Here is a 19418-nt window from a genome sequence, read left to right as displayed (position 1 = left end):
GGCCGCGCCTCGCCCGGCCCACCAGAAAAGGCGGCCCCCTCCCCGCCCCCGCACCATGCGAAGGAGGCCGACCGCGCGGCGGCCCACGCACGAGAGGCCCGCCGGCCCGGCGAAGCCCCACGGTCTGCGCTCTCGGGAGGACCTGCCATGACCGCCAGTCTGGAGCAGCTGCGCCGCTGCCACTTCGCCGTCGACCTGGGAGCGGCGCGGACGCGGGTCTACGTGAAGGGGGCCGGGCTCGTCGTCGACCAGCCGTCCGCCGCAGCGGTGAACACCCGCACCGGTGCGCTGATCGCGGTCGGCGAGTTCGCCGAGAAGATGACCGGGCGCACGCCGCACTACATCCGCGTCATGCGCCCGGTCTCCGGCGGCACGGTCGTCGACATCGAGATGGCGCAGCGCATGCTGCGCCATCTGCTCGGCGACAAGATCCGCCGTCAGCTGCGCCGCAAGCCGTTCCTGCGCGCCGCCGCCTGCACCCCGCACGACGCCGACCCGCTCGCCCAGCGCGCCGCGATCGAGACCCTGGTGGGCCTCGGCGCCCGCCGCGTGGAACTCGTCGACACCCTGATCGCCGCCGCCGTCGGCTGCGGGCTGCCCGTCGAACGCCCCGAAGCCACCATGATCATGGTGTGCGGGGCGGCCGCCACCCAGGTCGCCGTGCTCTCCCTCGGCTCGATCGTGACCGCCGAGCGGATCCCGGTGGGCGGTGAGGCCGTGGACCACGCGATCGTCCAGCACCTGCGCCACGAGCACGAGTTGATGCTGCCCAGCCAGTCCGTCCGGCCCCTGCAGGTCACCCTCTCCGGCAACGGCCTCACCTCGCAGGGCCCCGTGTCCACCGAGATCCACGGGCGGGACGTCGCCACCGGCCTCGCCCGTTCCGTACAGGTCGACACCGCGGCCGTACGGGACGCCATCGAGACCCCGCTGACCGCCGTGCTCGACGGCATCGGCAGGGTGCTGCGCGAGTGCCCGCCCGACCTGGTCGCCGACCTCGCCGACCGCGGGATCATGATGGTCGGCGGTTCCGCCCTGCTGCCGGGCTTCGACCAGATGCTGCGTCAGGCCACGGGGATGCCGGTGCACATCGCGGAACGGCCCGACATCTGCGCCGCCCAGGGCCTGGGCGCCATGCTGGAGGGCAAGGTCGAGCCGCTGACCCTGGACCCGCTGGGCGCCTGAGCCCTGGACCGGGCCGCGGCGACCGGCCCGGCCGAGAGCCGGATCCCGGAGGGGACGGCGACGGGGGCGTCGCGAGCGCCGGGGGTGCCGGGGTGCCGGGGGTGCAGGGCGGCGGGGGTGCCGGGGCGGCGGGGCGACGACCGTGACGTGGCAGGCGTCGATGTGAGCGCGACCTGCGTCCCTTGCCACCCCAGAACTCCTTCGTTAAAATACGATTGCTGTATGCAAATAGAATTTCGATCGGCAAATCGGGGTTACGCGGATCCCGCAGAGCTTCGCTCAGAGCGTTTATCGGAATACCGGGGGGATTTACTTGGGGGGTTTCCGCAGAGCCGACCGCGATCGGGCCGTGTGCATCACCGGCATGGGCTGGACCACAGCGCTGGGTGACGGTCTCGACGAGGTGTGGCAGCAGCTGACGAGCGGGCGCGTCGGCGTCCGGGAGTCGGCGGGTGACGGCCGTCCACCCGCCGCCCTCCTCACGGACGGCGAGGCGGACCGCGGGGCGGACGGACCTCCGTCCGCACGGCAGATCTCGCTCGCCGTGACCACCGCGGCCGCCGCCCTGCGCGACGCGGGCTGCCCGGCCGGGGACGTCGACACGCTGGTGCTCGGCAGCAGCCTCGGCCCGCACCTGGACGACGCCGCCGAGACCTCGCCGCACACCCTGACCTCCGCCGTCGCCGAGCAACTGGGGGTGGCCCGGTCCGCGTCGGTGAGCACCGCCTGCTCCTCCGGCGCCGATGCCGTGCTGGCCGGCGCGGCCCTGCTCACCGGCGGCGAGGCGGAACGCTGTCTGTGCGGCGGCATCGACCTGCTCACCGAGGGCAAACTCCTCGGACACCGGGCGCTCGGCACCCTCTCCGCGTCCGGCGCCGTCCGCCCCTTCGACACCGACCGGGACGGCACCCTCTTCGGCGAGGGCGCCGGCTTCCTGCTGCTGGAGACCCGGGCCGCGGCCACGGCGCGCGGCGCCCGGATCCTGGGCGAACTGCGCGGCTGGGGCGCGTCCAACGACGGCACCGGGCCGACCGCCCCCGACGAGACCGGGGCGGGCGCGGTCCTCGCCGTCCGGCGCGCTCTGGCCAGGGCGGGGGCCGACGCCCGGGACATCGCGGTGATCAACGCCCACGGCACCGGCACCCGCGCCAACGACACGGCGGAGGCGGCGTGTTACGGCACCGTCTTCGGCAAGGAGTCGGAGGCGGTCGTGTTCGCCACCAAGCCGGCCTTCGGCCACACCCTCGGCGCCACCGGCGCGCTGGAGGCCATCGCCCTGCTCCTCGCGCTGCGGCACGGCAGCGTGCCCCCGCTCCCGCACACGCGCACGGTCATGCCGGAACTGACCCTGCCGCTGGCCGCGGACGCCCCCCGGGAGTTCACCGGCTCCCTCGGCATCAGCCTCACCCTCGGCTTCGGCGGCTTCAACACGTGCCTGCTGCTGGCGGCCGACGGGCCGCGGACCGCGGTCGGGGGCGCCGCGTGAACCCGGCGCAGTGGTGCCCCGCGGGAGCCGTGATCACCGGCTCCGCCCTGGTGGAGACGGACGACCCGGGCACGGTCGGGCGCCGCGTCCCCGGGGTGTACGCCGACCCCGTGGCCTGGCTGATGGCCGAGACCGTGGCCGCCGCGCTGGAGAACTGCGGCGACGCCGCGCCGAGCCGTCCCGAGGAGGTCGGGGTCATCGGGGTGAGCGAGCGGGCCACGCGCCACACCCTGCGCGCGCTCGCCGAGTCCGTCCCCCGCGGCCGGGTCTCCCCCATGCGGTTCGCGGGCGCCGGAGCGGGCTCGCTCGTCGGGGTCGTCTGCTCGGCGTTCGGCTTCCACGGGCCGGTGTCGATGCTGCCCATGCCCCTCACCCCGGCCGTGCCGCTCACCAGAGCACTGTGCGGCGACTGGCTGCTCGGCGACCCGCCGAGCGCCGCACACGTCCTGGTCGTCACCCACGAAGTCGACGACGAAGGCAAGCACCGGGCGCACTGCCTGGTCGTCAGTGGGCCGACGCCCACGCGGAGGCCCCGGAGAACATGACCTCGCAGAACACCACCCCGCGCAACACGACCACCCCGAGCACGACACCACCGATCACGACTTCCCCGATCACGACACCGCCGAGCCTGGCCGACCCGCTCCTCGACCCCGCCGTCGTCGGCGACTTCCTGGGCCGGGTCGAGGACCTGTCCCGTACCGAGGATCCGGGCGGCCCGGCCGGGCTGCCCGCCCTGATCGACCGGTTCGCGGCCCTGCCGGCCCCGCCCGGCGCCGTCGTCGTCATCGCGCTGCCGAACGGCATCCGGGCGCTGCGGTTCTTCTTCGCCGTCGCACTGGCCGGACACACCCCCGTGCTGCTCTCCCCGTCCACCCCGGTGTCCCGGGTCCGCGAGGTGGCCCGTGAACTGGGCGCCTGCGCACTGGTCAGGGCGGCCGTGCGGGCCGACGCGTACGGCGTCACCGACGTCACCCGCACCGGCGGCGCCGACATCGGCCTCTTCACCGGCCGGCCGTATCAGCACCACGGGCCGGGCCACGTGATCCTGATGAGCTCCGGCACCTCCGGCATGGCCACCGGATGCCTGCACGGCGTCGACGCCCTGCTGCGCAACGCCCGCCGCCACGGCCGCTCCCTCGGCCAGCGCGCCGCCGACACCACCCTGGTCAGCCTGCCCGTCTACTACTCCTACGCGCTGGTCGCCCAGGTGCTCGGCGGCCTCGTGCACGGCTCGCGGCTGGTCATGGCGGGACCGCCGTTCTCGGTGGCCGACTACCTGGCCACGGTCGCCGGCCGGGGCGTCACCCTCTCCTCGCTCACCCCGAGCCTGGTCAAGTCCGTGGTCACCGCGGGCGGCGAACTGCCCGCGCCGCTGCGCACGCTGACCGTGGGCGGGCAGGCCCTCGACCCGTCGTACGTCTCCCGCCTGCTGAAACTCAACCCCGAGCTGGGCCTGTACATCACCTACGGGCTGACCGAGGCCGGGCCGCGGGTGTCCACCCTGGCCGCCCACCGGGAGCCCCCGCACCGGCACGGCTCGGTGGGGTTGCCGCTGGACGGCGTCGAGGTGCTCACCCGGCCCACCGACACCGGGGAGCGGGAGCTGCTCGTGCGCTCCGACACCGTCTACCGCAGGCGGGTCGGCGAGCCCGCGCCGTCCAAGCGCGGCGATCTGGTCGAGCCCGGCCTGCTGGCCACCGGCGACATCGGGCACGTCGACGACGACGGATACGTGTACGTGCACGGCCGCTCGTCGGACTTCGCGATGGTGCGCGGCGAGAAGGTGTCGACGGCGACGGTGCGCCGGGCCGCCGAGTCGCTGCCCGGAGTGGTCCGTGCCGCGACCAGGATCGCCGTCGTGGACGACGACTCCGCCGTCCTCGAGCTCGACGTCTTCGTCGACGACGCCGTACCGCCCTCCGAGGCGGAGATGCGGCGGCACCTGCGGTCCCTGCTGACCCGCAACGAACTGCCGCTGACGGTCCGGATCCGGTCACTGCGCGCGGGCGAGCACCACAAGTGACGGGCCCGGAACCGCTCACCCTGTACTGCGTGCCGCACGCCGGCGGCTCCGCGCGCAGCTTCGTGCGCTGGCGGCGCGAGCTGCCGGCCGGGCTGCGCGCCCGGCCTCTGGAGATCGCGGGCAAGGGCCTGCGCTCCCGTGAGCCGCGGGCGGCGACCCTGCGGGCCGCGGCCGCCGACCTCGCCCTCCGGCTGGACCCGCCCGGCCGGTACGCGCTGCTCGGGCACAGCATGGGCGGCCTGCTCGCCTACGAGACGGCCCTCGCCCTGCACGCCCTGGGCCGGCCCGCGCCGGAGTTCGTCGTGGTCGCCGCCGCCCGGCCGCCCCACCTCCTCGGCACCTCCTCCTACGGCCCCCTGCTCGCCCTGGACGACGACGCCCTGCTCGACGCGCTCGCGGAGAACGGCCGGATCCCGACGGAGGTGCGCCGGTCACCGATGCGGCACCAGTTCGTGCCGGTCATCCGCGGCGACCTCGCGCTGCTCGCCGGCCACCGCCCCGCCCCCGAGCCGCGGCCCCTGCCGAGCGACCTCGTCGTCTGGTACGGCGGCGGCGACGCGGACACCCCGCCCGAGGTGATGGCCGGCTGGCGGCACTACACCCGGCGCACGCTCGTCGGCGAGGCCTTCGCCGGCGGCCACTTCTTCCTCCATGAACGCTTCGAGGAGGTCGCGGCCCGGCTTGTCGGCCTGGCCGCGCAGCAGCGAGCGGGCCGCTGACCGAGTCCGGTCGGCGGCCCGCTCGCGAGGGCCGGTGTCAGGAGGGGGATGCCGGAGAAGCCGTGTCAGGGGTGGTCGGTGCTGGTCAGGGGGTCAGTGCTGCACCGGACAGCCGTTCCCGCCGCCGCGCACCGGGGCGTCGGTGTCGTGCCGGGTGCCGAGCAGCCAGTACGCGTCCTCCGCCGCCCGCCACAGTTCCGGAAAGAGCGCCAGCTGCGAGCGGGCCTCCAGCGTCGCCAGGGACCGGCCGCCCAGGCTCTGCGGCAGCTCGAGCTCGTCGTCGCCCTCCTCGTTCCCCTTGCGCAGGCCGGGCTGGCCGCCCAGCTGCGACCAGACCATGATCAGGTGGTGCTGCTTCCAGCCGAGGACACTGCCGTCCAGCCGCAGCATCGCCTCCCGGACCAGGGCCAGCGACTGCGAACCGGACGAGCGGGGGCCGTCGTAGCCGTCGTCCTGCTGGGCGATCACGTCCTGGAGGGACAGCCCGGCGCGCTCCACCGCCTGCTCGTAGGCCTTCCAGACCGGACGGGCCACCCGCCGCAGGTTGCGGTAGCCGGGCGAGTCCAGGCCGGTGGCGTCCTCGGGGAGCGCGTTGCGCATCATCAGCAGGCTGTGCTGCGGCAGGTGGTCGGTGAGCAGCCGCACCGCCTGGACGGTGACCTCGCTGAGCCCGGTCGCCCGGTCGAACATGCGGACCGCCTGGTGATACCGGTCCTGGTCCAGGTGCCCGATCGCCCGGCGCAGCTCGTAGTGGACCTGTACCCAGGCGTACTCGGTGATGAGGTGGGTGACCTGGAAGAACCGCTGGTCGGGATGTTCCGTCTCGCTCTCCGGGACGAGGGCGCCGAGGGCGTCGGTGAGATGCAGGACGTTCTCGTAGTTGCTGCCCCGGTCGAAGTCGTAGGAGAGCAGGGCGTTGGGCTCGTCCGGGTTCAGCGAGCGCTTCACCGGGTCTCCTCTTTGGTGTACTCGACCAGCCAGTGGCCGGGCAGCTCGAACTTCGTGGAGTCGGTGAGGGTCAGTCCGACGCCGGCGCCGAGGTCGCGCAGGTCGTCCATGCTGCGTTCACGGCCGCCGAGCAGGACCAGCATCAGCAGGTCGGCGTAGCTCGCCATCACGGGGTCCTTGCCGCTGTCCAGCAGCCGCTCGACGACCACGACCCGCCCGCCGGGGGCGAGCGCCGCCGAGCAGCGGCCCAGGATGCGGGCGGCGTCCCGGTCGCTCCAGTTGTGCAGGGTGTTGGCGATCAGGTAGACGTCGCCGCCGGCCGGAACCGGCTCGAAGAAGCTGCCCGCGACCAGCTCGCAGCGGTCGGACACCGGGGCGGTGACCCCGCCGGCCTCGTCGATGACGCTCGGCAGCTCCAGCAGCGTGCCGCGCAGCGCCGGGTGCTCGGTGAGCAGCTTCAGCAGCAGGGAGCCGTTGCCGCCGCCGACGTCCACGACGTGCCCCACCGACGCCCAGTCGTAGATACGGGCCAGTTCCGGCACCAGCCGGTCCGCGATCCGGGCGATGCCCGCGTTGAAGGACTTCTCGATGTCCGGGTGTGCCTCCAGGTCCTTCCAGAAGGGCCGCCCGTGCGCCTGCTCGTACACCGGCAGACCGGTGCGTACGGCGTCCATGAGCCGGCCGACGGCCGGTTCGAAGCGGGCCTCCATGGGCCGGCTCGGGTCCTCGTAGTCCAGCCAGCGGCGCAGATTGCTCGGGTGGTCGCCGAGCAGCACCCGGCCCACGTCGGTGAGCTCGTACGTCCGCTGCCGCGACGCGCTGTCGGTCGTCTCCTCGAAGAGGCCGAGGAGGCTGACGTAGTGCAGGACGCGGCCCAGGGACTGCTCGTCGGTGCCGGTCTCGGCGGCCAGGGCCGCCGCGGTCCGGTGACCCTGCTCCACCAGGTCGGGCAGGCGGAGTGTCGCGGTCACCCGCACGGCCGTGGGGGTGAACCCGGAGCCCAGGGCGAGGATCGTGTTCAACGGGTCTTGGCGGAACACCAAAAGCCTCCAGTCGTTCTCGTTCGGTCGGTCGTTTCGCCGGGCGTTCCGGTGGGAATTCAGGGAGTCCGTTCGATCTCGTCCAGGGCGTCGAGGAACCGCACGAGGTCCTTTTGTTCGCCGAGCGACGTGCGCAGGTATCCGGGAAATCCGAACAGCCCTGCATTGCGAACGAGAATGCCGAAATCCGCGGCGAGACGATCCTGCGCGCGGGCGCAGTCCCGGGCCGCGACGGCGACGAAGTTGGTCACGGAGGGCAGATGGGCCCGCCCGCGCCGGTCCAGCTCGCCGACGAACCAGCGCCGCCGCTCGGCGGTGGACCGGCGTACCCCGTCGACGAAGTCCCGGTCGCCGAGGGCGGCGGTCGCGGCCGCCTGGGCGAGCCGGTTCACGCTGAAGGGCAGGGCCCGCAGGGTTCCCCGCAGTCCGGCGATCAGCTCGGGCCGGCCGACGGCGTAGCCGACGCGCAGCGCGGCCAGGCCGTAGGCCTTGGAGAAGGTGCGCAGCGCGACGACGGGCGCGCCCTCGTCCAGCAGGTCGCGGGTCTGCGGGGTGTCCGGGTCGGCGAACTCCATGTACGCCTCGTCGAAGACCAGCGGGACCCCGCTGCGGCCGGAGGCATCGACCAGCGCGGCCAGTTCCCGCCGGGTGAGGGCCGCGCCGCTGGGGTTGTGCGGGTTGCACAGATAGCCGATCCCGTGTCCGGGCAGCCGCGCGGCGAAGGCGGCGGCGTCGACGGCGGTGCCGCTGAGCGGTACGGCGGTGCAGCCGCGCCCGGTGAGCTCCAGACAGGCCCGGTAGCCGGGGAACGTCCCGTCGGTGACGAGCCCGGGAAGGCTCCGGTCGCCGAGGGTGAGGGCGGTGGCCAGGACGAGCTCGTCACTCCCGTTGGCGACGGCGATGTGGTCGGGGCCGACACCCCAGTGCGCGGCGAGCGCCCGCACCAGTTCCTGCCGCTCGGGGTCCGGGTAGACGTTGACCCGCCCCAGTTCGCGCTCGGCCGCCCGCACGGCCGCCTTGCTGGCGCCGTGGGGACTCTCGCTGAGGTGCAGCCGGATCAGGTCGTCGGCGCCGGGGACACTCGTGTTGAACGCCTTGCCGGCGGCCGGGGTCACAGGCTGTCCCCCAGGAGGACGCCGAAGCAGTAGCTGCCGGCCTCCGCCTCGAGGGTCAGGAAGCAGTGTTCGCTGCCGGCCGGGATCCGCATGACGGCCGGGGAGAGCAGTTCATGGCGTCCGCCGTCGAGTTGGACCTCGATGCGGGCGCCGCCCTTGTTCGGGGAGATGAGCAGGTAGAGCTCGTCGACCGGGTGGGTGTGCGGCGCGGCGACCGGTTTGCCGACCAGGGTGCTGAGTTCACCGCCGGCGAGCTGCACGGGCAGGCCGCCGAACATGTCCGCGGTGAGGTAGAAGGGCGCGGGCTGGTGATGCCCGGCCACGGCGAGGGGGATGGGCAGATCCTCCACGATCTCGGGGCCGGCGGGACATCGCTCGCTCATCACTGGGCCTCCAGGACGAACAGGTAGGTGTGGGGGGCGCCGAAGGGAACCGTGCGGCGCAGGTGCAGCCCGCCCTCGTGGAAGAGGTCCTCGTACTCCTCGCGCGTGTAGACGGGGACGCCCATCAGCGCGTGGGCGAGCTCGAAGCCGCTGGAGAAGACGGGCAGCGTGTCCTTCTCGCCGCGCGGCCGGACGGTGGTGTCGGCGAGCAGGAAGGTGTGCGCGCGGGGGAACGCCTTGCGCAGCGCGGGGATGACGTCCGACCGGGTGGTGGGGTCGACGAGCAGGTCGTGCAGGAACATGAAGCTCATCGCGACGTCCACCTGGTCGGCGCCCTCGATGCGGCGGCCCCGGAAGAGGATGTCGAGGACGTCGGCGCAGATCGGCTGGACGCGGTCGGCCAGCTCGTGCCGTTCGACGGTGCCGGCCGCCAGCGCGGTGGCCGAGGCGCTGATGTCCAGGCCCAGACCTCGGGCGCCGGGACGGGACTTGACGAGGCGGCACACGCGTTCGCTGATCCCGCTGCCGAGGTCGGCGATGACGGAGAAGTCGAGTGCGGCGATCTGCTCGTCGAGCAGGTTCCGCATCAGCGCCATGTCGGCCTGGGCCGAGCCGAGCGCCACCATGGCCTCGTCGCGCAACACGTCCTTGCCGAAAGCGCGTTCCCCTCGCGCGATGGTCGCGGCATTGGCGAAGACGTCGTGGTACCCGCCCACGCCCCAGGTGAAGAACCCTATTTTCCGGCGGAGGTCGCCCCAGGCCGGCGTGGGTGTCACCAGGCCGTCGAGAACGTCGAGATACCCGAAGGCCTCCGCCGCCGACAACAACTGGCGGAAAACCCTTTCGTCCAGCTGCCGGCTCCAACAGTACTCGCGCACGTCGAGCCGGTCGGCCGCGTCGAACCAGGCGAACAGCCCCAGTTGCTCCAGGGCGAAAACGACATGTGTGGAGATGAATCCGTTGAACGCGGTGTCGGCATCGAGCGGGGTGTTCGCGGCGCCCTGCCATTCGGCGGGACGGAAAAAGCTTTCACCCAACGCTTGGAGGCCGTCACGGGAAAGGGGAGCAGTCACGAGAGGTGCCTTCCTTGTTTCGGTCGAATGCCGAGCTCCGGTCGAGCCGACGACGAGCCTGCTTCGAGTCGGCCTCGGGCCGGCGCCGAAGCCCGAATCTGCGGCAACCGGTCAAACGCGGGGCGAAGTGGCGGCGACACGTGCCACCGCCACCGCCAGTTCCCGCACGGTGGGGTGGTCGAAGAACAGCCGGTTGGGCAGCCGGACACCGAGCTGCCGACGCAGCCGCATGAGTACCTGCGTGGCTTTCAGGGAATGACCGCCCGCCTCGACGAAGGGGGTGTCGTCATCGAAGTCGTCATGCCCGAGGACCTCGGTCCACGCCGCTCTGACCTGGTCTTCCATGGCCCGCGCGGACGGTGTCGCGGGCGGTTCGGGAACCGGCCCGGAAGGCGGTCCGGAATGCCGCCCCGAAGGCGGTCCGGAAAATTGCGCGGCATACGGATCCGGACGTGTTTTCACGCCGTCGTCGCTCAAGATAATTCCCCCGTGTCATGACGGATCACGGTCGATCGCCCCGAATGTGGGGCAGCCGTGGAACGGCCGCGCCGATGGGCGCGGCCAAGCGAAACTTCAATTGTTTTCCCCCGTAAAAACGGACGCTCCACCGGTGGGTCAAACCGGTTCGGTCCCTGAGGTGATTGCTCACCTGGCGGCAGACTGCCGATATCGGAGAGTAGGCAGCGGCCATCGAGCCAGTCAAGGGTCGGATGTCGGCCAGCCTGCGCCGGAATCACCTCTGGCCAACACTTCAACGCTGGGTGTAAACCCGCCCTGTCATTCGCTTGCATCGGCCATCCGGTTGGCCGAAAAGCGGGTTGACGGCCGAAACTCGGCACCTCTACGGTCGATGAGTCGATTGTGAACGCAGTATTTCAAGGGTTGCGTTCGAGGCCGACACCAACCGGCGTGACAGGGGGAATGATGTACGCCGAAACGGGGGAGACAGAACCGGTCGACCAACCGGTTCCATATTCCGTCAGAGTCCTTTTCGAACTCCGATGATCCTTGGATCGGTGACCACCTGACCCGTGGCCGCCTGATCTCTCAAAGGCCGTAGCCGGCCCTTTTCCATCATTCACACGGTGTCGTCCACCGCTGCCCGCCGCACGGCGCACATCCGTGCGCACACCTGTGCGCGCACCGCCGTACGGGCAGCGGCATCCGTCACGAGATGCATCAAGGAAGCGTGTTGAGGCATGCGATTCTGGGCGCCGGCGGAGTCGGGCTCGCCCTCGGAGCGGCGCTGGCCCGTGCCGGCCACGAGGTCGTGCTGGTGATGCGGGAGTCCTCACGAGCCCGCTACCGCGGCGTGATCGACGTCCACAGCAAACTGCACGGCGACCTCGCCGTCGAGGCGCGCGCGGTGGAGCGGCTCGACGAGCCGGTCGACGTCCTGTGGGTGACGGTGAAGGCGCCCGCGCTGGACGCCGCCCTGGACCGGGTCGCCCCACGGCTGACCCCGGACTCGGTCGTCCCCCTGCTCAACGGACTCGACCATGCGCGATCGCTGCGGACCAGGTTCGGGCCCCGCCAGCTGGTCGGCGCGATCCTCATCGAGGCGGAACGCACCGCGCCCGGCCGGGTCACCTGGAACTCCCTGTACGCGGAGGTCAGCCTCGCGACCACCGACGGCGACCGCGCCGGGGACGCTCCCGAGGACCGAGGCCGCGCCGCGGACGCTCCCGAAAGGGGCGCCGGCCCCGGTGGCCGGCGGCTCGGCGGGCTCGCCGAGGTCCTCGCCGACGCGGGTCTCGGCTGCACCCCGGAGCGGGATCCGGCGAGCGTCCTGTGGCGCAAGCTGGTCCTCCTGCTGCCGTTGGCGCTGGCCACCACCGCGGCCGACGGCCCCCTCGGCATCGTCCGCCGACGGCCCGAGCTGTCCGCCCTGCTGCGCGACGCCGCCCGGGAAGCCTGTGCCGTCGCCGCCGCGGACACCGTCGCCGTCGACGACCGGAACCTGCTGCACACCCTGGACACCCTGCCCGGCCGGACCGACACCTCCCTGCACCGGGACGTCGCCGCCGGGGTCCGGCCGACCGAACTCGCCGCGCTCACCGAGCCGGTGCTGCGCCGCGCCCGGGACCACCACGTGGCCGTACCCGCGCTGACCGAACTGGCCCGCAGGGCCGCGGAGCGGGAGCGGCAGGCGGAAGTACCCGCACCGCACCGATCCACCTACCGCAAGGGAGAAACGTCATGACAGTCGGTTCGGGCGAGACACTGGACGAGACCCTGGAAGCGACCCTCAAGGAGATCCTCGTCGAGGACCTCTTCCTGGACGTGCCCACCGAACGCATCGGGGACGACGACGGCCTCCAGGACGTGCTGGGCCTGGACTCCCTCGGCTTCGTGGAGCTGCGCGCCCAGTGCGAGCAGCGCTTCGGCGTGGCCATCACGGACGCCGAGTTCACCCCGCTCCACTTCCACTCGGTGCGCACGGTGGCCAACCTGGTGCGCACCCTGCGTACGGGCGCCGCCGGCGAGCACCTGGCGGTCCCGCAGTGAGGGAACCCGCCTCCTCCGAGCAGATGGACGTCTGGCTCGCCTGTCAGCGCGAGCCGGAGTCCGACCGCTACAACGTCACCGTCGACCTGGAGTTCACGCCGACCGTCGACATACCGGCGCTGCGTGCCGCACTCGGCGATGTGCTGACCGCCCACCCTGCCCTGCGCTGCGCCTTCGTCACCGAGGGCGGCGAGCTGTGGCGCACCGCCGAGACCGACCCGCCGATGGCGTTCGTCACCGACCGGCTCCCCGGCCGCTACGACCGTGCGCAGGCCCTCGCCCGCGCGGTCGTCGCCGGCCGCGCGCCCTTCGACCTGGCCACCGCGCCGCTGCTGCGGGCGACGCTGCTGGCCGGGGAGGGCGGCGCGCTGCTCGCCGTCACGATGCACCACATCGTCTCCGACGGCTGGTCCAGCCGGATCCTCTCCGAGGACCTGGTGACGGCGTACCGGGCCCGGACGACGGGCGGCCCGGTCCCGGTCCCAGCTCCGCGCACGTCGGCCGACATCGATGCCGACATCGATGCCGGTGCCGGTGGCGGTGCCAGTGGCGTTACTGCTGCCGAGGCCGACGCCCAGGGTGACCGCGACGCCGACGCCGAGATCGACACCGACACCGATATCGATGCCGACGCCGACGCCGACGAGTACTGGACCTCCGTCCTGCGTGACGCCCCCGCCTCCCTCGCGCCCCCGCACGACCTGGTACCGGAGGACGGCTTCCCCGGTCCCTCCGGCCGGGTCGAGGTGCTCCTGCCCGCCGAGGTGCACGCGGGGGTCCAGGCGCTGGCCGCCGCCGAACGCGGCTCCCCCGCCGTCGTGCTGCTCGCCGCCTGGTCCGTGCTGCTGCACGCGTGGGCCGGGGAGTCCGAGGGCACCTTCGGCATGGTCTTCGCCGGCCGCCGGTACGCCGACGCCGAGCGTGTCGACCTGTTCAGCCGGGCGCTGCCGATGCGTGACCGGATGTCCCCGGACGACCGCTTCCTGGAGGTGGCGGCCCGGCTGCGCGAGCAGATGCTCGACGCGATGGAACACGCCCACCTCCCGGTGCGGCGGCTGCGGGCGATCCGCAGCGCACAGGCCGACGGGCCGGGCGTCGAGCGGACGGTGTTCATGTACACCCCCGCCTACGAGGACGAGTGGCAGGCGGGAGAGGTGACCGTCCGCCGCTTCGACCACCCGGACGAGACGACGAAGTACGAGTTCTCGGTCAACGTGCTGGAGGGCTCGGCCGGTACCCGGCTGTGCGTCTACTACGACACCGCCCGCTATCTCCCCGCCACCGCCGAGCTGTTCGCCGGGGAACTGCGCGAGCTGCTGGCCCGCGCCGTGGCCGACCCGGACACCACCTGCGGCGACCTGCTCGCCGCCTGCGACCCGGGCCTGTCCGAGGTCGCCGCGCACGGCGCGCCCGTCGTGTCACCGGCGCCGAGCATCCCCGGGCTGGTCCTGCGGCACGCCGCCGACCGCCCGGACGCCATCGCCGTACGCCACGGCGAGCGCACCCTCGACTACGGCGAACTCGCCGGCCGCGCGGGCGAGGTGGCCGGCTGGCTGCGCGAGCGGGGTGTCGGGCCCGGCGACACCGTGGCGCTGCTGCTCGCCCCCGGCGTCGAGACCCCGGTGTTCTGGCTGGCGTCCGCCCTGGCCGGAGCCGCCTACCTCCCCCTCGACCCCGCCTATCCGCAGGCCCAGCTCCAGCTGATCGTGGACGACGCCCGTCCCGCGGTCCTCGTCGTCGACCCGGCCTGCGGACAGACCCTCGACGTGCCGGAGGGCACCGCCGTACCGGTCGACGAGGCGCTCGCGCGGGCCCGCGGCCGGTCCGCCCCCGAGCTCGCGTACGACGACACCGCCACCCTCTGCGTGCTCTACACCTCCGGCACCACCGGCCGGCCCAAGGGGGTCGTGCTGCCGCACCGCGGGCTGGCCCGGCTCTTCGTACGGCCCGACTTCCTCCCGCTGGACGAGACGGACGTCGTCGCGCAGCTGTGCCCGCTCAACTTCGACGGCGCCAGCTACGAGATCTGGGGCGCCCTCACGCACGGCGCCCAACTGGTCGTCCTCGACAAGCACCTGGTGCTCAGCCCCCGTGAGATGCGGACGGTGGTCCGCGAGCGCGGGGTGACCACACTGCTCGTGACGACACCGCTGCTCAACCGGATCATCGAGGACGCCCCGGACCTGCTCCAGTCGCTGCGGCGGGTGTACTTCGGCGGCGAGCTGATCTCCGTACGGCACATGCGCCGTGCGCTGCGCTGGTCCCGGCCGGGCGTGCTGCTCCACAGCTACGGCCCCACGGAGAACTCCTTCACCTCGACCTGGTTCCCGATCACCGACCTCGCGCCGAACGCCAGGACGGTCCCCATCGGCCGACCGGTGCCCGGCACCGAGGTACGGGTCGTTCAGGAGGGCGGCACCCGTCCGGTGCCGCGCGGGGTTCCGGGCGAACTCCTGCTCGGCGGCGCGGGGTTGGCCGACGGCTATCTGAACGCGCCCGCGATGACGGCGGACCGTTTCGTCACCGACGGCCCGACCCGCCTCTACCGGACCGGTGACCGGGTGCGCTGGCGTCCCGACGGCCTGCTGGAGTTCATCGGCCGCAACGACAACCAGGTCAAGATCCGCAGCCAGCGCGTCGAACTCGGCGAGGTGGAGGCGGTGTTGGACGCGCACCCGGCCGTCGAGTCGGTCTTCGTCACGACGCGCGTCAACCGGCGCGGCGAGAAGGAGATCGTCGCCTACACGGTGGCCGCGCCCGGCACGGACGCCGACGAGCTCGGCCGGCACGCCAGGCTGCGGCTGCCCGCCTTCGCCGTACCCAGCCACCTGCTGCTGGTCGGGGAGCTCCCGCTCACCCCGACCGGCAAGATCGACCGGCGCCGGCTGCCGGACCCTGAGCGGGCGACCGGGTCCGCTCGGCCCGACCCCGCTCCGGCCCCCACGGCGGCCCTCGCCCCGGAACCGCCCTCGGCGGTATCCGCGGCTGCCGCGGCCTCCGGTCCTCCCCTCACCTCCGCGGCCTCCGCGGCCTCCGTGACGGAAGGGGTGCGGGCCGCCTGGCGGGCGGTGCTGGAGCACGACGGCTTCGGGCCCGACCGCAACTTCTTCGACGCCGGCGGCCATTCGCTGCTGCTGGTGAGACTGCGGGAGCAGCTGCGGCTGGCGACCGGCGCCGACATCCCGGTCATCGACCTGCTGCGCCATGTCACGGTCCGCGAGCAGGCGCGCCTGGTCGCCACGGCCCACCAGCCCCTGGGCGGGACGGCGGCCCCGGCCGCCGTCGTGCCCCGACGGCCCCTCGAAGGCGCGCCGTCGAGGCCGGCCGGCACGCCGCCGGTGTCGGCTCCCGGTCCGCGGATCGTCGCCCTCTCCGCCGCCACCGCGGAGGCCCTGCTCGTCGCCCGCGAGCGGCTGGCCGCCCATCTGGAGGCGAGCGAGGACCTGGCACTGGCGGACGTGGCCCACACGCTGGACGTGGGCCGTCGGCACTTCGGTCACCGGTGTGCCGTCGTGGCGTCCGACCTGGCCGAGGCGGTGCGTGCCCTGCGCGCCCCGCACACCGCGGCGCCCGCCGCCCCCGGTTCGCCCCCGGCCGTGGTGTTCGCCTTCGCGGACGGCCCGCCGGACGGCACCGGCCGGGGCTCCGGACCGCTCACCCGCCAGCTGCGCCTGGCCGCCCGGTTCGCCGAACGGGGCGTGACCCCGGCGGCGGTGTACGGGGTGGGAACGGGCCGGTTCGCGGCCGCGGTGGTGAGCGGCGCGCTCACGGCCCAGGAAGGTGAGGAGGGCGTAGGGCCGGCCGCCGACCGGGCCGGCGCGCGCGTCCCCGTGCCCCGCCGTCCCGCCCTGCTGTGGTCCACCGCGCTGGGTCCGCTGTTCCCCGACGGGCCCGCCCCGCAGGAACAGCACCTGTCGGCCGAGGCCGAGCCGGCCAAGCTGCTCCGGACGGCCTGTGACCGGCTCGGCGAGGTGGCCGTCCTCGACCTCGCGGCCGAGGACCCCGACGAACGGGCCCTGCTGACGGCCCTCGCGGCCCTGTGGTGCCAGGGCGCCGAGGTGCGGCTGACACCGGCCGGCCCGGCCCGTCGTCTGCGTCTGCCCGGCCACCCCCTGTCCTGGGCGTCTTCCGCGTCCCCGCTCTCCGTACATTCCTGAAGGAAGGTCCGCATGCCGCACGTACGTGGCGAAGCCGCCGTTCTCGTCGAACCCGGTCGCCTGGAGGTGGCGGAGGTCGCCTTCCGGGAGCCGGCCGAGGGCGAGGTCCTCGTCCGCAACACCGTGGCCGCCATCTGCGGCAGCGATGTGCACCGGGTGCGCGCCGAGTCCCCCTTCTTCCGGGACATGCGCGACCACCCCTACCCCTGTCCGGCGGGCTACCCCGGGCACGAGGGGGTCGGGGAGGTCGTCGAGAGCCGGTCGGCCCGCTTCTCGCCGGGCGACCTGGTGCTCACCGTGCCCAACCACGCCTACATGGCGTCGTTCGCCCGCTACCAGACGATCGCCGACCGGTTCCTGCTGCCGGTGAAGGGCACCGGGGCGCCGACCGTCCAGCTGATGGCGCAGCAGCTCGGGACCGTCGTCTTCGCGCTGAAGCGGTTCTGGCCGGAGCCCGTGCCGGAGGGATCGACGGCCGCCGTCGTCGGCGTCGGCTCGGCGGGGCTGCTGTTCCAGCAGCTGCTCAAGCACCGCGGGTTCGAGAAGGTCGTCGCGGTCGACCTGGAGCCGGGGCGGCTGGCGGTGGCCCGTTCCCTCGGCGCGGACGCGACCGTGCACGTCCCCGGACAGAGCGCCGAGGAGGTCGTCATGGAGGCGACCGGCGGCAAGGGCGCCGACCTGGTGGTGGAGGCGGCCGGCACCGACGGAGCACGCGAGCACGCGATGCGGATGGTCGGCCAGCACGGCCGGCTGGGCTTCTTCGGCATGCCCGAGGACTACGACATGCGCATCCCGTACGCCCATCTCTTCGTCCGCCAGGCGCAGTTGATCACCGCGGTCGGCGGCGCCCAGCTGGAACCGGGACTCCCCTCCTTCCGGACCGCGCTGGAGCTGATCGGGGACGGCTCGATCCGGGTCGACGACCACATCACCCACACCTTCGACATCAAGAACATCGCCGACGCCTTCGACCTCGCGCACAACCGGCAGGACGACGTCGTCAAGATCGCGCTCACTTTCGGCTGACGGGAGGACAGGCATGTCGGAACTCGCCAGGCACTCGGGCCCGGTGGCCGTCATCGGCGTCGGCGGGCGCTTCGCCCGGGCGCCCGACGTAGGGGCGTTCTGGGACAACCTCGTGGCGGGCCGGGACTGCTTCCGGCGGGAGCCGGTCCCGGTCGTGGAGGACCTGGGCGAGGACCGGCTGCGGGTCCACTCGTGGGGGATCGCACCGCACCGGGACACCTACGACCACACGCTCGTCGGCGTCGAGGGGCTGGACCCGCAGCACGGCATCCTCCAGGAGTCGCTGTGGCAGGCGGCGGAGGACGCCGGGGTCAGGCTGTCGGCGATCGCCGACCGGACCGCCGTCTACGCCGGCTGCGCCCGCACCAAGCATGTGCCGCGGGCCGCCTTCGACGACGTGGTGCAGGTCGACCCGACGTTCGCCGGGCCCTATTTCTCCTATCTGCAGGACCTGTGGGGCGAGTCGTTGATGCTGGACTCGGCGTGCGCCACCTCCACGGTGGCCGTCCAGCTCGCCTGCCAGAGCCTGCGGTCGCACGCCTGCGACTACGCGCTGGCCGGGGCGGTGGCGATCCAGGAGGACGCCGACGGCTCCTATCTGCGGACCCCGCGCAGCATCTACTCCACCGAGGGCATCGTGCGCCCCTTCGACCGCCGTCACAACGGCGTGGTGCCCGGCGACGGCTCCGGGGCCGTCCTGCTGCGCAGACTGGACGACGCCCTGCGCGACGGCGATCCGGTCTACGCCGTCATCCGGGGCGGCGCCGTCACCAACGACGGGCGGGCCAAGCCCGGTTTCGTCATCCCCGGTGTCGACGGCAAGGTCCGCGCGGTGCGCCGGGCGCTGGAGGCGGCGGGACTGACCGGGGCCGACGTCGACTACGTGGAGACGCACGGCGTCGGCATCCCGCTGAACGACCAGATCGAGGCGACCGCCCTGATCGAGGCCCTCGGCACCGACGGGCCGCCGGTGGCGGTCGGCTCGGTGAAGGCCTCCGTCGGCCACTGCGACACCGCCGCCGGCATGGCGGCCCTGATCAAGACGTGCCTCGCGATCGACCGCGGCTTCCTGCCCGCGACCCCGAACACCGAGGTCCCCATCGAGGAGTTCACCGGGCGCGGCGAGCGCTTCGGCATCCTCCCCGAAGGCCGTCCCTGGCCCACGAACGGCCGCCCACGCACGGCCGGCCTGATGTCGGCCGGCGTGGGTGGCACCAACGCCTTCCTCGTCCTCGAGGAAGCCCCGGCCCACTGACGCCGGGCCACTGACCACCCACCGGTTTCCGTTTCCCTCACCGAGGAGCACGCATGTCCGTCACCGCCGACCTGTACATCGAGGTCAAGAACTTCTACGCCCGCCAGATGCGCGTCCTGGACGACCTGGACATCGAGCGGTTCACCGCGACCTTCACCGAGGACGGCTCGGTCGCCCACCCGCACCGCGGCGAGAAGGTGGAGGGCCGCGAGGCGATGCGCACCAAGATGAAGAGCATGCTGCCGATGTACGAGGGGCTCGTCACCCGGCACTGGTTCGACCACTTCCTCATCGAGGAGACCGAGGGCGACGGCCTGCGCGTCACCTACTACTCGCTGGTGACCCAGACGAACACGCAGGACGAGGTGCACTTCTTCTCCTCCTCCAGCGTCGAGGACCAGATGGTGCGCGAGGAGGGTGAACTGCGCATCCGGGAGCGGGTCATCCACCGCGACAACCCCAAGTACGGCCGAGTGATCTGACCCTCGCCCACGCAG

17 protein-coding genes are annotated in these 19418 nt (G+C 73.1%); 11 read left to right on the top strand and 6 right to left on the bottom strand.

Annotated elements, in window-relative coordinates:
• Window positions 1-147: 147 nt before the first annotated feature.
• From QQM72_RS16370 to QQM72_RS16350, 5 genes are all read left to right on the top strand, one after another.
• Window positions 148-1185, top strand: coding sequence for a rod shape-determining protein (locus QQM72_RS16370; protein ID WP_314221598.1), 1038 nt, complete (start codon window positions 148-150; stop codon window positions 1183-1185).
• Between the two features lie 349 nt (window positions 1186-1534).
• Entirely contained in the window at window positions 1535-2671 is a 1137-nt protein-coding gene (locus tag QQM72_RS16365) for a beta-ketoacyl synthase N-terminal-like domain-containing protein (protein WP_314221597.1), read from the top strand.
• Window positions 2668-3216: a hypothetical protein gene (locus QQM72_RS16360; RefSeq protein WP_314221596.1), complete on the top strand. Its 549-nt coding sequence runs from the start codon at window positions 2668-2670 to the stop codon at window positions 3214-3216. The genes QQM72_RS16365 and QQM72_RS16360 overlap by 4 nt, the downstream gene beginning before the upstream one ends.
• Window positions 3213-4697 carry a class I adenylate-forming enzyme family protein gene (locus QQM72_RS16355; RefSeq protein WP_314221595.1) on the top strand — a complete coding sequence of 495 codons (1485 nt, stop codon included), beginning with the start codon at window positions 3213-3215 and terminating at the stop codon, window positions 4695-4697. The genes QQM72_RS16360 and QQM72_RS16355 overlap by 4 nt, the downstream gene beginning before the upstream one ends.
• The gene (locus QQM72_RS16350; protein ID WP_314221594.1) at window positions 4694-5416 is read left to right on the top strand and encodes a thioesterase II family protein; all 723 of its coding nucleotides are present in this window, start codon (window positions 4694-4696) and stop codon (window positions 5414-5416) included. The genes QQM72_RS16355 and QQM72_RS16350 overlap by 4 nt, the downstream gene beginning before the upstream one ends.
• Window positions 5417-5509: 93 nt before the next feature.
• Here QQM72_RS16350 and QQM72_RS16345 read toward each other — a convergent pair whose 3' ends face one another.
• From QQM72_RS16345 to QQM72_RS16320, 6 genes are all read right to left on the bottom strand, one after another.
• Window positions 5510-6364, bottom strand: coding sequence for a hypothetical protein (locus QQM72_RS16345; RefSeq protein WP_314221593.1), 855 nt, complete (start codon window positions 6362-6364; stop codon window positions 5510-5512).
• Window positions 6361-7404 carry a methyltransferase gene (locus tag QQM72_RS16340; RefSeq protein WP_267020088.1) on the bottom strand — a complete coding sequence of 348 codons (1044 nt, stop codon included), beginning with the start codon at window positions 7402-7404 and terminating at the stop codon, window positions 6361-6363. The genes QQM72_RS16345 and QQM72_RS16340 overlap by 4 nt, the downstream gene beginning before the upstream one ends.
• A 59-nt stretch (window positions 7405-7463) precedes the next feature.
• Complete coding sequence (locus QQM72_RS16335; RefSeq protein ID WP_314221592.1) at window positions 7464-8519, bottom strand: pyridoxal phosphate-dependent aminotransferase; 1056 nt, start codon at window positions 8517-8519, stop codon at window positions 7464-7466.
• The gene (locus QQM72_RS16330; RefSeq protein WP_314221591.1) at window positions 8516-8902 is read right to left on the bottom strand and encodes a cupin domain-containing protein; all 387 of its coding nucleotides are present in this window, start codon (window positions 8900-8902) and stop codon (window positions 8516-8518) included. Before QQM72_RS16330 ends, QQM72_RS16335 begins: the two co-directional genes overlap by 4 nt.
• Complete coding sequence (locus tag QQM72_RS16325) at window positions 8902-9975, bottom strand: class I SAM-dependent methyltransferase (protein WP_314221590.1); 1074 nt, start codon at window positions 9973-9975, stop codon at window positions 8902-8904. The genes QQM72_RS16330 and QQM72_RS16325 overlap by 1 nt, the downstream gene beginning before the upstream one ends.
• A 111-nt stretch (window positions 9976-10086) precedes the next feature.
• A complete protein-coding gene (locus QQM72_RS16320) occupies window positions 10087-10452 on the bottom strand; it encodes an acyl carrier protein (protein WP_314221589.1) in 366 nt (121 codons plus the stop codon).
• Between the two features lie 715 nt (window positions 10453-11167).
• On the opposite strand from QQM72_RS16320, the gene QQM72_RS16315 reads away from it, so the two are divergent.
• The 6 genes from QQM72_RS16315 to QQM72_RS16290 are packed head-to-tail and all read left to right on the top strand — an operon-like array spanning window position 11168 to window position 19403.
• Window positions 11168-12178 carry a ketopantoate reductase family protein gene (locus QQM72_RS16315; RefSeq protein ID WP_314221588.1) on the top strand — a complete coding sequence of 337 codons (1011 nt, stop codon included), beginning with the start codon at window positions 11168-11170 and terminating at the stop codon, window positions 12176-12178.
• Window positions 12175-12483, top strand: a complete 309-nt coding sequence (locus QQM72_RS16310; protein ID WP_079073590.1) for an acyl carrier protein — start codon at window positions 12175-12177, stop codon at window positions 12481-12483. The genes QQM72_RS16315 and QQM72_RS16310 overlap by 4 nt, the downstream gene beginning before the upstream one ends.
• A complete protein-coding gene (locus tag QQM72_RS16305; protein WP_314221587.1) occupies window positions 12480-16640 on the top strand; it encodes a non-ribosomal peptide synthetase in 4161 nt (1386 codons plus the stop codon). The genes QQM72_RS16310 and QQM72_RS16305 overlap by 4 nt, the downstream gene beginning before the upstream one ends.
• A gap of 12 nt (window positions 16641-16652) precedes the next feature.
• On the top strand, window positions 16653-17666 hold the full coding sequence (locus QQM72_RS16300) for a zinc-binding dehydrogenase (RefSeq protein WP_171397067.1): 1014 nt from the start codon (window positions 16653-16655) through the stop codon (window positions 17664-17666).
• 13 nt (window positions 17667-17679) lie between these two features.
• Window positions 17680-18921, top strand: a complete 1242-nt coding sequence (locus tag QQM72_RS16295; protein ID WP_314221586.1) for a beta-ketoacyl [acyl carrier protein] synthase domain-containing protein — start codon at window positions 17680-17682, stop codon at window positions 18919-18921.
• Window positions 18922-18974: 53 nt separating this feature from the next.
• Window positions 18975-19403: a nuclear transport factor 2 family protein gene (locus tag QQM72_RS16290; RefSeq protein WP_314221585.1), complete on the top strand. Its 429-nt coding sequence runs from the start codon at window positions 18975-18977 to the stop codon at window positions 19401-19403.
• The last annotated feature ends 15 nt before the right edge of the window (window positions 19404-19418 follow it).

Origin of the sequence: Streptomyces zaehneri, from assembly GCF_032248645.1 — a bacterium.
GTDB lineage: Bacteria > Actinomycetota > Actinomycetes > Streptomycetales > Streptomycetaceae > Streptomyces > Streptomyces coriariae.
The sequence above is the reverse complement of the archived record's forward strand: the minus strand, read 5'-3'. Positions and strand labels throughout refer to the sequence as shown.